Below are 16,009 nucleotides of genomic sequence, written 5' to 3'. Positions count from 1 at the left end.
GATAGTTTTCACTACGTCATGGTAGAAAAAACGAAACGAATGTTCTGCTTGATGCATCTGAATTTACAAGAATGGTTCATTTGATGAAAAAGATGTAAAAATTCTTAGATTCATACTAGGATTGGTACAAGTTTCACTTTTCTATGAGTACATCTTAGTGTAGACTTATACTTGGCGGTAATCTTTACACTTGAAATAGAATTATTTCAAGATAAGCAGTTATTCACAGTTTACTGCGATATTCTTAAATGAATGTTAAATAAAAATAAGAAAAATATAGGGTTAAAAAAGGGAAACGTATAAAGACGTTGAATATTTTTCTTATAAATAGTAAAGTTGCGATTGTTGTTCCATATATTGAGTTGTATGGTATAAATAAAGAAGGAGGTGCCAAAGAATGAACAGCAATGAAATATATGTTAGTCTTGACATCGGTACATCCAATGTTAAAGTCATCATTGGTGAAATGGTTAATGACAGCTTAAACATTATTGGTGTTGGAAATGTAAAATCAAATGGTTTAAAGAAGGGATCGATAGTTGATATAGACGAGACTGTTCGATCAATTAAAAAAGCAATTGAACAAGCTGAGCGCATGGTGGGTATCCACATTGAGCAAGTTGTAGTAGGTGTCAATGCAAACCAGGTACAGCTACTTCCTTGTCACGGAGTAGTCGCTGTTTCAAATGAAGATCGTGAAATCGGGAATGAAGATGTCTTACGCGTTCTAGATGCAGCACAAGTTGTGTCAATTGCTCCAGAACGTGAGTTTATTGATGTGGTACCTCGACAGTTCATTGTAGACGGTCTTGACGAGATTAACGATCCACGCGGGATGATCGGTGTAAGATTAGAAATGGAAGGTACACTTATAACAGGCTCGAGAACTTTACTACATAACCTACTTCGTTGTGTAGAAAAAGCAGGTCTTGAAATAGTTGATATTTGTCTTCAACCTTTAGCGGCTGCAACAGTTGCTATATCTTCAGATGAAAAACATAGAGGAGTAGCCCTTGTTGATATGGGGGGAGGATCTACAACTTTATCTATTTTTAAAGATGGAGAGTTACAAGCGACGAGCGTATTACCGTTAGGTGGAGACCATATAACAAAGGATATTGCGATTGGGTTGAAAACTTCAACAGAAAATGCAGATCAAATTAAGTTGAAATATGGACATGCTTTTTATGATACAGCATCTGAAGAAGAGATGTTTACGGTTCCTATTATGGGAAGCGATCAAACAGAACAATATTCTCAGTTGGAATTATCGGATATAATAGAGGCTCGTGTAGAGGAAATTTTAATGTTTGTTCAAGATGAAGTGCGTAAGTTAGGAGTAAAGCAAGTAGCTTCTGGTTATGTACTAACTGGTGGAATTGCTTCTATGCCGGGTGTTCTTGATCTTGCATATGATATTTTACATGAAAATGTTCGTATAGCGACTCCTGATTATATTGGTGTGCGTGAGCCCCAATATACAAGCGGAGTAGGATTAATTAAACATTCTTATCAAAAAGCTAAATTACGTGGGAAAAATGTGCAGGAAAAGCAAGAACATTTTGAACCAGTACCAGCACCAGCACCAACGCCGGTACAACAGCAACCTGCGAAACAAAAAACTCGTAATCAAAACAATAATAATCAAAATGATGACCGTATGATGTCAAAAGTAAAACGTGTATTCCGTTATTTATGGGATTAAAATTGGACACGAAAAATGAGGTTCTAGGGGGATTTCGACATGTTAGAGTTTGATACTACTCAAGATCAATTAGCGAATATAAAAGTTATTGGTGTCGGCGGTGGCGGAAACAATGCTGTAAACCGTATGATTGAACACGGTGTACAAGGTGTAGACTTTATCGCTGTGAACACTGATGCACAAGCATTAAATCTATCAAAAGCTGAAACAAAAATGCAAATTGGTGGAAAATTAACACGTGGACTTGGTGCAGGTGCAAACCCTGAAGTAGGGAAAAAAGCTGCAGAAGAAAGTAAAGAACAGATCCAAGAAGCACTTCGTGGTGCAGACATGGTCTTCGTAACTGCTGGTATGGGCGGCGGAACTGGAACTGGTGCAGCTCCAGTTGTTGCTCAAGTTGCAAAAGAATTAGGTGCATTAACAGTTGGTGTTGTAACACGTCCATTTACATTTGAGGGACGCAAGCGTGCAACACAAGCAGCATCTGGTATTGCAGCATTTAAAGAAAATGTAGATACACTTATTGTAATTCCAAATGATCGCTTATTAGAGATTGTTGATAAAAATACGCCGATGTTAGAAGCGTTCCGTGAAGCAGATAACGTATTACGTCAAGGTGTTCAAGGTATTTCTGATTTAATTGCAACACCAGGTTTAATTAACTTAGACTTCGCAGACGTAAAGACAATTATGTCTAATAGAGGTTCTGCTTTAATGGGTATTGGTTCTGGTAATGGAGAAAATCGTGCTGCTGAAGCTGCGAAAAAAGCGATTTCTAGTCCATTATTAGAAACATCTATTGATGGAGCTCAAGGTGTTATCATGAACATTACGGGTGGAGCTAACTTAAGCTTATATGAAGTACAAGAAGCGGCAGACATTGTAGCTTCAGCTTCAGATCCAGAAGTAAATATGATCTTCGGTTCTGTTATTAATGAAGGATTAAAAGATGATATCGTTGTAACTGTAATTGCAACTGGTTTTGATGATAGTGCTGCGACGCAGCCACCAAAACCAATTATCCGTCCGACTGCGAATCACACGCAACAACAGCAACAGCAAGTAGCTCAACCTTCAAAACAACGTGAAGTTAAGCGTGAAATGAAACGTGAAGAGCCGGTTGTGCATGAGCGTCATACAGATTCAGATGACATCGATATTCCAGCATTCTTACGTAACCGTCGTAGACGATAAAAGAAAAGGAGCTTTCATGCTCCTTTTTTGTTTTATACAGGAAAAAGATCTGCTAAGCAGGTCTTTTTTTATTTTATATATATCGATTTATCCGGCTGTTTTTCGGGCAGTAAGACCCTCACCTGAAAATTCAGCGAAAGCAAAGAATTTAGGTCGGGGGCGGACTGCTCGTAAAAGCCTGATTGGTGAGGGCTGATTAAAGTTTCACTTTATATGTAAGCAAACAAGTATAGTATTCTATGAAACATATACTTTTATTTTTTACCGACAGATTCTGTCTAGAAAGCACAAAATAACAAAAAAACACCTCCGCAAATTGACACACTTTCCTATTGGATATGCATTATACTAGTCTCAACTCAAAAAAAGAGGTGAATTGTTTGGTTGTTTACGCCGACGTTGTTTGGTTGCTAAACGCCTGCATTGATTTTCTTTTACTTTTATTAACAGCTACCGTGTTAAAAAAGAAGATCAAAAGATGGAGGCTTGTGTTAGGGGCATTTATAGGTTCAACCATTGTTATTTTTGCCTTTACTCCTTTTGCTTCTATGATGACACATCCAATTATGAAACTACTGTACTCGTTACTAATTGTGTATACAGCATTTGGGTTTACAACGTTTAGAAATTATGCACAAACTGTTTTTACTTTTTACTTTGTAACCTTTATGGTTGGCGGAGGGTTAATTGGCACTCATTTCTTTTTGCAAACGAATGAAATGGTAAATGGATTGGTTCAATCTCAATCCATTTCTTATGGTGATCCAATTAGCTGGTTGTTTGTCGTTTTTGGTTTTCCAGTAATTTATTATTTTTCTAAAAAGCGTATTGAAAGCGTAGAGGTTACAAAAATACACTATGATCAAATTGTGAAATTGAAAATTCAATTAGCTGAAGAGGAACTAGAACTTGCAGGTTTAATTGATAGTGGGAACCAACTTTACGACCCGTTAACAAAAACACCCGTTATGATTATGCATATTTCATCATTAGAACATTGCTTGCCAGCGTGGTTAACAGAGCAAATTTATTCCAAAACAGAGATTCCTCAAATACCAGAGAATGATTCTGGGTGGGCGACAAAATTACGATTAATTCCTTTCCGAGCAGTAGGAGTAGAGAGTCAATTTTTATGGGCCGTTAAGCCAGACAGTGTGCAAATTGATTATGAAGGTAGTTCTATTGTAGTCAGCAAAGTATTGATTGGATTAAATACACAACAGTTGTCAACCAATGGAGAGTATCAATGTATTGTGCATCCGAAAATGTTAATTTCGCAAAAAGTAGTAATTGCTTAATAATGGGAGGCGGGATAATATGATGAAATTAAAATTTTATTTAGTATACCTTTGGTATAAAGTATTGTTGAAATTAGGAATTAAGACCGATGAAATTTATTATATTGGTGGAAGTGAAGCGTTGCCACCACCGTTAACGAAAGAAGAAGAGGAAGTTCTTTTGAATAAATTGCCAAAAGGAGATCAGGCAGCAAGGTCGTTACTGATTGAACGAAACTTACGGCTAGTTGTATATATAGCAAGAAAGTTTGAAAATACAGGGATAAATATTGAAGATTTGATTAGTATTGGAACAATCGGCCTTATTAAAGCGGTTAATACATTTAATCCAGAAAAGAAAATAAAATTAGCAACATATGCCTCACGTTGTATAGAAAATGAAATTTTAATGCATTTGCGCCGGAATAATAAAAACCGATCAGAAGTTTCTTTTGATGAACCGCTTAACATTGATTGGGATGGAAATGAACTTTTACTATCGGATGTATTAGGTACAGACGATGATATTATTACAAAAGATTTAGAAGCTACTGTAGATCGTCATCTTCTAATGAAAGCATTGCATCAATTAAATGATCGTGAAAAACAAATTATGGAACTCCGGTTTGGGCTTGCTGGCGAAGAGGAAAAGACGCAAAAAGATGTGGCAGATATGCTTGGGATTTCACAGTCATACATTTCGCGTTTAGAAAAAAGAATTATAAAAAGATTACGAAAAGAATTTAATAAAATGGTGTAAAGAATAAGACCAGCCGTTATCTAGGCTGGTCTTATTCTCTTTCGTTGTATGGGAAGAGACAACGAAAATGAAAAATGAAGAGAAAACCGCATGCATAAAATCCCCTTCAAAGGAAATACTTTACACTGTACAGCAACTCCCGATAGGAGGGAACACTTTGACGAGAAACAAAGTAGAAATTTGCGGTGTTGATACAGCTAAACTTCCCGTACTAAAAAATGATGAAATGCGTAAATTATTTCGTGAAATGCAAAGTGGAGAGATAAGCGCAAGAGAGAAATTAGTGAATGGAAACTTACGTCTTGTACTGAGCGTCATCCAAAGATTTAATAACAGAGGAGAATATGTTGACGATTTATTTCAAGTTGGTTGCATCGGACTTATGAAATCCATTGATAATTTTGATTTAGGCCAAAATGTAAAATTTTCAACGTATGCTGTGCCGATGATTATTGGGGAAATACGCAGATATTTGCGTGATAACAATCCGATTCGCGTATCTCGATCATTACGAGATATTGCGTATAAAGCGTTACAAGTAAGAGAGAAATTGATTGCAGAAAATTCAAAAGAACCAACAGCAATGGATATTGCAAAAGTGCTTGAAGTGACTCATGAAGAAATTGTTTTTGCTTTAGATGCGATTCAAGATCCAGTTTCATTATTTGAGCCGATTTATAACGATGGGGGAGATCCTATTTTTGTTATGGATCAGTTAAGTGATGAAAAACAAAAGGACGAGCAGTGGGTTGAAGAGTTAGCATTGAAAGAAGGAATGAAGCGTTTAAATGATCGTGAGAAAATGATTATTCGAAAACGTTTTTTCCAAGGAAAAACACAAATGGAAGTCGCAGAAGAAATTGGGATTTCTCAAGCGCAAGTGTCCCGCTTAGAGAAATCGGCTATTAAACAAATGAATAAGACGATTCAAGGATAAGGTTTCACCATTTATGGTGAAACCTTTTTATATGTAATATAGTTTGTCTTCGCTCATAGTAGGGAAGCTGTGTTCATATAATGAAAACCATATGGGGTTAGTGGAGGGTGCTTCCTGCAAATTTGAGAAACGGTGTTTTTTCAATTCGTCATATATAAGGGAGAGGATGAAAGTGATAAGAATTTCGGAGTTGCAGATGAAAGAGATAATAAATGTTTCAGATGGAAAAAGGCTTGGAAATATTGGAGATATCGAAATCGATATAAACACAGGGAAGATTGGGTCTATTATTATTTCCAAACAGGCACGCATGTTTGGGATTTTTGGGAAAGATGTAGAAATTGTAATTCCTTGGAAGGAAATTGTGAAAATTGGGGAAGATGTCATACTTGTTAGAGTAAATTCTGTTAATTCTGTAACAGAATCAATACAAACACCGACAATTTCATAAAGAATATTACAAATTCCTCTTTTTTTTCTGTTGGGATTATGAAAAAATAAAAGTATGGTAAAATAGACAGGAAGTACCATGCTTTTTTATGTTATTTTAATTAAAAAGGGGTCGCTTTGTTATGAGAGAACCATTTAAATATGTGGACGGTATACTGTATTTACAAGCGTGGAAAGAACTTGGAAACATTACTGCTGGATTTACGACAAAAGATGGTGGGATAAGTACGGGCTCTTTTCATGCGATGAATCTAGGATTACATGTGAATGATATCGTGGAGAACGTTCATGAAAACAGACGTATTTTAGCAAATAAGTTACAAAAACCATTAGAAAACTGGATTTGCTCTGAACAAGTTCATGATCATCATGTTGAAAAAGTAGGACAACAGGAAAAAGGAAGTGGCGTCTATTCATATGAAGACGGTATTTCAAAAACAGATGGCATTTATACGACTGATAATGATGCTCTTTTAACATCATGTTACGCGGATTGTGTTCCACTCTATTTTTATGCGCCATCACATGGTATGATAGGACTTGCGCATGCTGGATGGAAAGGGACTGTAAAAGAGATTGCAAAGGAAATGATTCAAAAATGGAATGCAGAAGGGATTTCAAGTGATGAAATTCATGTTGCAATTGGACCAGCAATTGGATCTTGTTGTTACGTTGTTGATGATAGAGTGTTAACAGCAGCAGAGCAAGTAGTAAACGGTTCTGTCCCTTATAAAAAAATTTCTGATGGGCAGTACGCAATTAATTTAAAAGAAATTAATCGTATATTATGTGTACAAGCAGGCATAAAAGAAGAGAATATTGTAATGTCATCTCTTTGTACAAGCTGTGAAGAGCAACTATTTTTCTCTCATCGTCGTGATCAAGGTAAGACAGGGAGAATGTTGAGTTTCATAGGTTTTAAGGAGGAAGAAAGCAAGTGACAGTACAAAAAAATTTAACAACTGTAAACGAAGCAATTAAGCAATCTTGCACACGAGCAGGACGTTCGTTGCAAGATATTAAACTCGTTGCAGTTACAAAAACGGTAGGAATTGAAAAGACAAACGAAGTTATTGAAGCTGGAATTATTGATTTAGGTGAAAATAGAAATGAAGGTTTCTTACAGAAATACGAACATTTCGGTTCAAAAGTGAATTGGCATTTTATTGGATCATTACAAACGAGAAAAGTAAAAGAAATCATTAATGAAATTGATTATTTACATTCGTTAGATCGTCTTTCACTTGCAAAAGAAATCCAAAAACGTGCTGATAAGAAAGTGAAATGTTTTATTCAAGTGAAAACATCATCTGAAGAATCAAAGCAAGGATTGGCAATAGAAGAAACTATTTCTTTTATTCAAAGTTTGCAAGAACTGGATAAGATTGAAGTGGTTGGACTAATGACAATGGCTCCGTTTACAGAAGAAGAGGAAGAAATCAGACGCTGTTTTAAGGAGTTACGTAAGCTACAAACAGAGGTGCAGGAGCTAGAATTATTACATGCGCCATGCAGAGAGTTATCAATGGGAATGTCTAATGATTACACGATTGCAATTGAAGAAGGTGCTACATATATTCGTTTGGGGACGATTTTAGTAGGAAAAGCGTAAAAGGAAGGAGAATCTTATTATGAGTTGGTCAAAAGTAAAATACTTCTTTTTTGATACACCGGAAGAAAAAGAAGCAGCTCAATATAGTTATGAAAAGGAGCAAACAGACATGAAGAAGCAGCAAGATCCGCCAGAACAACAAGATGTTACGTTTCCAAAAGTGCAACCGAAACAAAATGTTGTGAGCATTGAAACGGCAAAACAATCTTCAAAAGTTGTTTTATTAGAACCACGCACATATTCAGAAGCGCAAGGGATTGCGGACCATTTAAAAGGTAGACGAGCTGTTGTAATTAATTTACAACGAATGTCTACTGATCAAGCTGTACGTATCGTTGACTTTTTAAGTGGTACTGTATACGCTATAGGCGGGGACATTCAAAAAATAGGACCGAAAACATTTATGTGTACCCCTGAAAATGTAGATATTGTTGGTGCAATTTCAGAGTTGTTCGGTGAAGAAGAAGACACAAATATAAAGAGGTGGTAATACGCCATGGAAACAGTTTTAAGGCTTTTAGTTTATGCTATCGAGATTTACTCGTGGGCACTTATTATTTACATTCTCCTATCATGGTTCCCAGGTGCAAAGGAATCAACTTTTGGAGATATTCTTGCGCGTATTTGTGAACCGTATTTAGAACCATTTCGCAGATTTATCCCGCCGCTTGGTATGATTGATATCTCTCCACTCGTTGCGATTTTTACATTAAAGCTTGCTACGAAGGGTTTAGTAAGTATATTCGGTTATTTCTTATAGTAAGAGGTTAAATACATGAGCATCTATGAACATTTCAGACCCGATGAAGAGGTCTTTGTGGATAAGGTGTTAGAGTGGAAGCGAGTAGCGGAGTACCATCAAGTGAAGTTAACAGACTTCCTTGATCCAAGACAACAACAAATTGTCACTATGGTGATAGGACAAGGGGATGTTTCTGTACAGTTTGATGGTGCAACGCCTCATGCAGAGCGCAAAAGAGCACTCATTTATCCGGACTATCTAGTAGTAAATGAAGAAGAATTTCAAGTAGAAGTATTGGAAATTGACTATCCTTCCAAGTTTTATACGCTAGAACATAGGCAAATATTAGGTACATTTATGTCTCTCGGTTTAACGAGAGAAAAGTGTGGTGATATTTTGCTTCAAGAAGATCGTGCCCAAATTGTAGTCGCAAAAGAAGTTGTATCTTATATTGAGATGAACTTACAATCTATAGGGAAAGCGAAAGTTTCCTTATCGCCAGTGCAAGGAGAAAAAATTCTACAGATGCAAGAAACGTGGGGAGAGAAATCTGGAACGGTTTCTTCACTTCGTTTAGATGTTATGTTAGCTGAAATGTTACATATATCCAGACAAAAAGTACAACCTTTCATAAAAAATGGTTTAGTAAAAGTGAATTGGAAAACAGTGGAGCAAACTTCTTATGAATGTTATCCAGGAGATGTTTTTTCAGTGAGAGGATATGGGCGAAGTAAATTGTTTTCTGTAGAAGGTAGAACAAAGCGCGACAAATGGAGAATTTTGTATGGTATACTAAAATGATTGGTTTTTTAGAAGGAAATCCTCCTATTTTGTCGAAGAAAAGATATAATTGAAAGAGGAAATTTAGATAATTACTTGGAGGTGGCGTTGTGCCGTTAACACCATTAGATATTCATAACAAAGAATTTGGTCGCGGATTCCGTGGCTATGATGAAGATCAAGTAAATGAGTTTCTTGATCAAATTATCAAAGATTATGAATTAGTCATTCGTGAGAAAAAAGCTTTAGAAGAAAAAGTTGCGCAATTAGAAGGAAAGTTAGATCATTTCTCTAATATTGAAGATACGTTAAACAAATCGATCGTTGTTGCACAAGAAGCAGCGGAAGAAGTAAAACGTAATGCGCAAAAAGAAGCAAAATTAATCGTACGTGAAGCTGAAAAGAATGCAGACCGTATTATTAACGAAGCGTTAGTAAAATCAAGAAAAGTTGCTTTTGATATTGAAGAGCTAAAGAAACAAGCGAAAGTATTCCGCACTCGTTTCCGTATGTTACTAGAAACACAGCTTGAAATGTTAAACAACGATGATTGGGATAAACTAATTGAGTTAGAAGACGAAGTAGATGAACTGTTGAAAAAAGAAGAAACAGTGTAAGCTTGACGTTTTTCTCATTATTACATATAATTTTAAACAACATATTTATTAAGAAAAACGAAGATAGGGATAAGTACCTTTTCATACCTTATATAGCGAACTGAGGATGGTGTAAGCTCAGGATAAGGAGATAATGGGAATATCACCCTGGAGTTCCGCGCTGAACAAATAGAGTAAGCGTAGGCGTATATTCGCGTTAAGAATATAAAGAGGATTGTATACATATGTATAGGATCTACTAGGGTGGTACCGCGGGAGACTTTCTCGTCCCTTTTTGGGATGAGAAGGTCTCTTTTTTATTCCGTTTTTTAAGTGTTTCTTTTATACATGTAAGGAGGAATTGAGCATGGAGTACAAAAATACATTACTAATGCCAAAAACAGAGTTCCCAATGCGTGGGAATTTACCAAAACGTGAGCCTGCAATGCAAGAACAGTGGGCTGAAATGAATATTTATGAAAAGGTACAAGAACATACGAAAGGCCGTCCTTTATTTGTATTGCATGATGGCCCTCCATATGCGAATGGTGACATTCATATGGGACATGCGTTAAATAAAGTGTTAAAAGACTTTATTGTTCGTTATAAATCAATGACTGGTTACTGTGCACCATATGTACCAGGTTGGGATACACACGGTTTACCAATTGAGCAAGCTTTAACAAATAAAGGTGTAAAGCGTAAAGAAATGACAGTTGCTGAGTTCCGTAAGTTATGTGCAGAGTATGCATATGAACAAGTAGAACGTCAACGTGAACAATTTAAGCGTTTAGGTGTACGTGCTGATTGGGATAACCCATACATTACTTTAGAGCCAGCTTATGAAGCGCAACAAATTAAAGTGTTTGGTGATATGGCGAAAAAAGGTTATATCTATAAAGGGCAAAAACCAGTTTATTGGTCTCCAACGAGTGAATCTGCTTTAGCAGAAGCTGAAATTGAATACCAAGATAAAAAATCAGCATCTATTTACGTAGCATTCCCTGTAAAAGACGGAAAGAACGTATTAGAAGGTGATGAGAAATTCATTATCTGGACAACAACACCTTGGACGTTACCTGCAAACTTAGGTATTTCTGTTCACCCAGAACTTGAATACGCTATTGTAAAAGTAAATGATGAAAAATATATTATCGCTTCTGAACTATTTGAGACAGTTGCAAAAACGTTAGAGTGGGAAAATACTGAAGTTGTGAAAACGGTAAAAGGTAGCGAACTTGAGTATACAGTTGCAAAACATCCATTCTACGATCGTGATTCATTAGTTATGCTAGGAGAACACGTAACGACAGATGCAGGTACAGGTTGTGTTCATACAGCACCAGGACACGGGGAAGATGACTTCGTTGTTGGTAAAAAGTATGGATTAGAAGTACTTTGTCCAGTTGATGATAAAGGTGTATTAACAAATGAAGCACCTGGATTTGAAGGCTTATTCTATGATAAAGCTAACAAGCCAATTACAGAGAAATTAGAAGAAGTAGGCGCGTTACTGAAATTAACATTCATTACGCATTCATACCCACATGATTGGAGAACAAAAAAACCAATTATTTTCCGTGCGACAGCACAGTGGTTTGCATCTATTGAAGCGTTCCGTAAAGAATTATTAGAAGCTGTTGCGGAAACAAAATGGGTACCAGCTTGGGGAGAAACTCGTCTTCATAATATGGTTCGTGACCGTGGTGACTGGTGTATTTCTCGTCAGCGTGCATGGGGTGTGCCAATCCCTGTATTCTATGCAGAGAATGGTGATCCAATTATTACAGATGAAACAATTAACCATGTAGCAGATTTATTCCGTGAGCACGGTTCTAACGTATGGTTCGAGCGTGAAGCGAAAGATCTATTACCAGAAGGATTTACACATACAGGTAGCCCGAATGGTGAATTCCGCAAAGAAACAGACATCATGGATGTATGGTTCGATTCAGGTTCTTCTCACCAAGCGGTATTAGAAGAGCGCGATGACTTACAACGTCCAGCTGATTTATATTTAGAAGGATCTGACCAGTATCGTGGTTGGTTTAATTCTTCATTATCAACAGCAGTTGCTGTAACAGGTAAAGCTCCATATAAAGGCGTACTAAGCCATGGTTTCGTATTAGATGGTGAAGGACGTAAAATGAGTAAGTCGATTGGAAATATCGTCGTACCGAAGAAAATTATGGATCAATTAGGCGGAGACATTTTACGCTTATGGGTATCTTCAGTTGACTATCAATCTGATGTACGTATTTCAGATGATATTTTAAAACAAGTAGCAGAAGTATATCGTAAAATCCGTAACACATTCCGTTTCTTATTAGGAAACTTAGATGACTTTAAGCCAAGTGAAAATACAGTAGCTGTAGCTGAACTTCGTGAAGTAGATCGTTACATGTTAGTGAAATTAAATGACTTAATTACAAAAGTAAAAGAAGCATATGAAACATACGACTTTGCGGCTGTATATCATGCAATTCATAACTTCTGTACAATTGATTTAAGTTCATTCTACTTAGACTTTGCAAAAGACATTTTATACATTGAAGGTGCAAACCATGAAGATCGTCGTGCAATTCAAACTGTATTATATGATGTTCTTGTTGCGTTGACGAAACTTGTAACACCAATCTTACCGCATACGGCTGATGAAGTATGGCCATACGTTCCAGGTGTAACAGAAGAAAGTGTACAATTAACTGATATGCCAGAAGCTGTACAATTAGATGGTGCGGAAGAATTAAAAACAAAATGGGATGCATTTATGACATTACGTGATGACGTATTAAAAGCGTTAGAAGTAGCTCGTAATGAAAAAGTAATTGGTAAGTCATTAAATGCAAGCATTACATTATATCCAACTGCAGAAATGAAAGCTATGTTAGAGTCTATTAGTGAAGACTTAAAGCAATTATTCATCGTCTCTGAGTATAAACTTGGTGGCATGATGGAAGAAGCGCCAACAGATGCGCCGAAGTATGAGCATACAGCGGTTGTTGTTGCTCAAGCAACTGGTGAAACATGTGAACGTTGTTGGGTAGTTTCAGAAACAATTGGTAAAGATGCTGAACATGAAACATTATGTGAGCGTTGTGCAACAGTTGTTAAAGAAAACTATGTAAAATAATAAAAAAAACTGACTGTGCCTAAGTGCAGTCAGTTTTTTTATTGACGATATATTGAAATAACTTTCACTCTCTTTCCTATGAAGGAAAAATGTGTGTGAGGTAAGCATAGAAATTTCGGACACACTAATCGTACATTGCAGCTGGGAGGAATGTACACGTGAATGAAATGTATATGGAAATCAAAGAAGAATTGCAATTGATGCGAAAAGAGTTACAAGAGAGGCTAGCCAAAGAGGTCATGCACAAATATGATACAGAGTTTAGCGAAGAGCTTGGATATGAAATTAAGGAAGAGATAAAGAAAAAACTCCTATTACATGATATAAAAGAGGACTTAAAAGATGTAGAACGTGCATTATTTAAAATGGAAATAGATATGTATGGTATTTGTGAAGAGACAGGGAGATTAATTTCGGTAAAACAAATGAAGACGATGCCCACTGCCCGTACCATTCATGAATTTTTCTATGAAAAAGTAAATGTATGAATGCGCACAACGATATTATATTACCTTTTTTTAATTTATTTTATTCTTCTATAAAGGTTCATTGTGAAAAGGTTGCAGCTATGCTAAAATTTTGAGGTACACTGTCTTTGTGGGGGAAATGAAAATGATATATTATGTAATAGCGTTATTTGTCATTGCCATCGATCAAATATCGAAATGGCTAATTGTAAAGAACATGGAATTGGGTACGAGCATTCCGATTATCGATAATGTATTATACATAACATCACATCGAAATAGAGGAGCTGCCTGGGGGATTTTAGAAAACAAAATGTGGTTCTTCTACATTATTACAGTCGTTTTTGTAGCATTTATCGTAATTTATATGAAAAAATATGCGAAAACAGACAAACTTCTAGGAATTTCATTAGGTCTAATATTAGGCGGAGCAATTGGTAATTTCATTGATCGTGTATTTAGACAAGAAGTAGTGGATTTCATTCACGTGTATATTTTCTCGTACAACTATCCAGTATTTAATATAGCTGATTCAGCATTATGTATTGGTGTTGTATTAATTATTATTCAAACATTATTAGAAGGCAAGAAAACGAAGGAGTAATTGAATGAGCGAAGTAGTACAAGTAACAGTTGCAGAAGAACAAAAAAGCGAGCGAATTGATAAATTCGTTGCAGAAATAAACAGTGAATGGTCACGTTCACAAGTACAACAATGGATTAAAGATGATGTTGTTACAGTTAATGGAAAGTCGGTAAAAGTGAATTATAAAGTTAGAGAAAACGATGAAATTACAGTAACGATTCCTGATCCAGAAGAGTTAGATATTCAAGCAGAAGATATGAACTTAGAAATTTATTATGAAGATGCAGATGTACTCGTTGTTAATAAGCCGCGTGGTATGGTTGTACATCCAGCACCAGGTCATACAAGTGGTACGCTTGTGAACGGTCTTATGCACCACTGTACAGACTTATCAGGCATTAACGGTGTAATGCGTCCAGGTATCGTGCATCGTATTGATAAAGATACATCAGGCCTATTAATGGTTGCTAAAAATGATGTGGCGCATGAATCACTTGTAAATCAACTTGTAGCAAAAACAGTAACAAGACGTTACAAAGCGATTGTACACGGTGTTATTCCGCATGATAAGGGAACAATTGATGCTCCGATTGCTCGTGATAAGAAAGAGCGTCAAAGCATGACGGTTGATGAAAATGGTAAGCATGCTGTTACGCATTTCCAAGTGTTAGAGCGATTCAAAGATTTCACACTTGTAGAATGTCGCTTAGAAACAGGACGTACGCACCAAATTCGTGTTCATATGAAATATATTGGTTATCCACTTGCTGGAGATCCAAAGTATGGTCCGAAGAAAACATTAGACATGAATGGACAAGCACTTCACGCAGGTATTTTAGGATTTGACCACCCTCGTACTGGTGAATATATTCAGTTTGAGGCACCGATTCCAGAAGTGTTTGAAGATGCATTAAATATTTTACGAAAATAGTATTGACAAATCATAAGAAAACTGAGATACTGACAACAGTTAAATAATGATCCTTTAACACAGCCCCGTGAGGTTGAGAAGGTAACGGTTTGAAATACATAGGGTATGCTGTACCCTTTTTCAAAAGTCCTCTCGCACACGCTGAGAGGACTTTTTTTATACCATTACTCTCACGCAAGAAAAAAAGCTTGGAGGTGTAGAGCATGCAAGAGAAAGCAGTCGTTTTAGATGACCAAATGATTCGCCGCGCTTTAACACGAATTAGTCATGAAATCGTGGAACGAAATAAAGGTGTCGATAATTGTGTTCTTGTCGGAATTAAAACTCGTGGAATTTTTATTGCACAACGTTTGGCAGAACGAATTGGTCAAATTGAAGGAAAAGAAATGGAAGTTGGAGAGCTAGATATTACGTTATATCGTGATGATCTAACACTACAATCGAAAAACGAAGAACCACTTGTAAAAGGTTCTGATATTCCTGTAGATATTACAAAGAAAAAAGTTATCCTTGTAGATGATGTATTATATACAGGAAGAACAGTTCGAGCAGCAATGGATGCTCTTATGGATTTAGGTAGACCATCACAAATCCAACTGGCGGTTCTTGTTGATAGAGGTCATCGTGAACTACCAATTCGCGCTGATTATGTAGGAAAGAATATTCCAACATCAAGTGAAGAGCGTATCGAAGTTGATTTGCAAGAGACAGATCAACAAGATCGAGTAAGCATATACGATAAGTAAAGCCCTTTTAAATGTAGTCCTGTGAGGCTGCCAAAGGGTCTTGGCTTTCATATGTCAAATTTGGCATACGAAAGTGTAGGACTCTTTGTGCAC

At 36.4% G+C, this 16,009-nt stretch carries 17 protein-coding genes and 1 other annotated feature; all 17 genes read left to right on the top strand.

Going from position 1 to position 16,009, the window contains the following annotated elements; all coding sequences use genetic code 11:
* Nucleotides 1-397: 397 nt before the first annotated feature.
* The 17 genes from ftsA to pyrR all read left to right on the top strand — a co-directional run bounded on the left by ftsA (nt 398) and on the right by pyrR (nt 15,916).
* Nucleotides 398-1,705 carry a cell division protein FtsA gene (ftsA, locus tag ACHZK0_RS18885; protein WP_001087544.1) on the top strand — a complete coding sequence of 436 codons (1,308 nt, stop codon included), beginning with the start codon at nt 398-400 and terminating at the stop codon, nt 1,703-1,705.
* A 39-nt stretch (nt 1,706-1,744) separates the two neighbouring features.
* Nucleotides 1,745-2,899 (top strand): cell division protein FtsZ, encoded by a 1,155-nt coding sequence (ftsZ, locus tag ACHZK0_RS18880; RefSeq protein WP_000888981.1) that lies wholly within the window; start codon nt 1,745-1,747, stop codon nt 2,897-2,899.
* A gap of 380 nt (nt 2,900-3,279) precedes the next feature.
* On the top strand, nt 3,280-4,197 hold the full coding sequence (gene spoIIGA / locus ACHZK0_RS18875) for a sigma-E processing peptidase SpoIIGA (RefSeq protein ID WP_061678244.1): 918 nt from the start codon (nt 3,280-3,282) through the stop codon (nt 4,195-4,197).
* A 19-nt stretch (nt 4,198-4,216) separates the two neighbouring features.
* Nucleotides 4,217-4,936, top strand: a complete 720-nt coding sequence (gene sigE / locus ACHZK0_RS18870) for an RNA polymerase sporulation sigma factor SigE (protein ID WP_000976947.1) — start codon at nt 4,217-4,219, stop codon at nt 4,934-4,936.
* A 157-nt stretch (nt 4,937-5,093) separates the two neighbouring features.
* The gene (sigG, locus tag ACHZK0_RS18865) at nt 5,094-5,873 is read left to right on the top strand and encodes an RNA polymerase sporulation sigma factor SigG (RefSeq protein ID WP_000197753.1); all 780 of its coding nucleotides are present in this window, start codon (nt 5,094-5,096) and stop codon (nt 5,871-5,873) included.
* Between the two features lie 166 nt (nt 5,874-6,039).
* Complete coding sequence (locus tag ACHZK0_RS18860) at nt 6,040-6,324, top strand: YlmC/YmxH family sporulation protein (RefSeq protein WP_262740411.1); 285 nt, start codon at nt 6,040-6,042, stop codon at nt 6,322-6,324.
* Nucleotides 6,325-6,445: 121 nt separating this feature from the next.
* The gene (gene pgeF, locus ACHZK0_RS18855; protein ID WP_262740410.1) at nt 6,446-7,264 is read left to right on the top strand and encodes a peptidoglycan editing factor PgeF; all 819 of its coding nucleotides are present in this window, start codon (nt 6,446-6,448) and stop codon (nt 7,262-7,264) included.
* The gene (locus tag ACHZK0_RS18850; RefSeq protein ID WP_098870616.1) at nt 7,261-7,935 is read left to right on the top strand and encodes a YggS family pyridoxal phosphate-dependent enzyme; all 675 of its coding nucleotides are present in this window, start codon (nt 7,261-7,263) and stop codon (nt 7,933-7,935) included. The genes pgeF and ACHZK0_RS18850 overlap by 4 nt, the downstream gene beginning before the upstream one ends.
* Before the next feature lie 19 nt (nt 7,936-7,954).
* Entirely contained in the window at nt 7,955-8,425 is a 471-nt protein-coding gene (locus ACHZK0_RS18845) for a cell division protein SepF (protein WP_262740409.1), read from the top strand.
* 6 nt (nt 8,426-8,431) lie between these two features.
* Nucleotides 8,432-8,695 (top strand): YggT family protein, encoded by a 264-nt coding sequence (locus tag ACHZK0_RS18840; protein WP_132131167.1) that lies wholly within the window; start codon nt 8,432-8,434, stop codon nt 8,693-8,695.
* A 15-nt stretch (nt 8,696-8,710) separates the two neighbouring features.
* Nucleotides 8,711-9,478 (top strand): RNA-binding protein, encoded by a 768-nt coding sequence (locus tag ACHZK0_RS18835; protein ID WP_097816875.1) that lies wholly within the window; start codon nt 8,711-8,713, stop codon nt 9,476-9,478.
* Nucleotides 9,479-9,567: 89 nt separating this feature from the next.
* Complete coding sequence (gene divIVA, locus ACHZK0_RS18830) at nt 9,568-10,074, top strand: septum site-determining protein DivIVA (protein WP_001131611.1); 507 nt, start codon at nt 9,568-9,570, stop codon at nt 10,072-10,074.
* Between the two features lie 51 nt (nt 10,075-10,125).
* Nucleotides 10,126-10,349, top strand: a binding site (T-box leader).
* A 71-nt stretch (nt 10,350-10,420) separates the two neighbouring features.
* Nucleotides 10,421-13,186, top strand: a complete 2,766-nt coding sequence (gene ileS2 / locus ACHZK0_RS18825) for an isoleucine--tRNA ligase (RefSeq protein ID WP_262740408.1) — start codon at nt 10,421-10,423, stop codon at nt 13,184-13,186.
* A 158-nt stretch (nt 13,187-13,344) separates the two neighbouring features.
* On the top strand, nt 13,345-13,674 hold the full coding sequence (locus tag ACHZK0_RS18820) for a TraR/DksA family transcriptional regulator (RefSeq protein ID WP_270606031.1): 330 nt from the start codon (nt 13,345-13,347) through the stop codon (nt 13,672-13,674).
* 124 nt (nt 13,675-13,798) lie between these two features.
* Nucleotides 13,799-14,257 carry a lipoprotein signal peptidase LspA gene (gene lspA, locus ACHZK0_RS18815; protein ID WP_000642179.1) on the top strand — a complete coding sequence of 153 codons (459 nt, stop codon included), beginning with the start codon at nt 13,799-13,801 and terminating at the stop codon, nt 14,255-14,257.
* A 4-nt stretch (nt 14,258-14,261) separates the two neighbouring features.
* Nucleotides 14,262-15,170: an RluA family pseudouridine synthase gene (locus ACHZK0_RS18810; RefSeq protein WP_242240070.1), complete on the top strand. Its 909-nt coding sequence runs from the start codon at nt 14,262-14,264 to the stop codon at nt 15,168-15,170.
* A 203-nt stretch (nt 15,171-15,373) separates the two neighbouring features.
* Nucleotides 15,374-15,916, top strand: a complete 543-nt coding sequence (gene pyrR, locus ACHZK0_RS18805) for a bifunctional pyrimidine operon transcriptional regulator/uracil phosphoribosyltransferase (RefSeq protein ID WP_001156490.1) — start codon at nt 15,374-15,376, stop codon at nt 15,914-15,916.
* Nucleotides 15,917-16,009 lie beyond the last annotated feature (93 nt).

Source organism: Bacillus sp. 3G2 (assembly GCF_044324725.1).
In the GTDB taxonomy this organism is placed as follows: domain Bacteria; phylum Bacillota; class Bacilli; order Bacillales; family Bacillaceae_G; genus Bacillus_A; species Bacillus_A mobilis.
The sequence above is the reverse complement of the archived record's forward strand: the minus strand, read 5'-3'. Positions and strand labels throughout refer to the sequence as shown.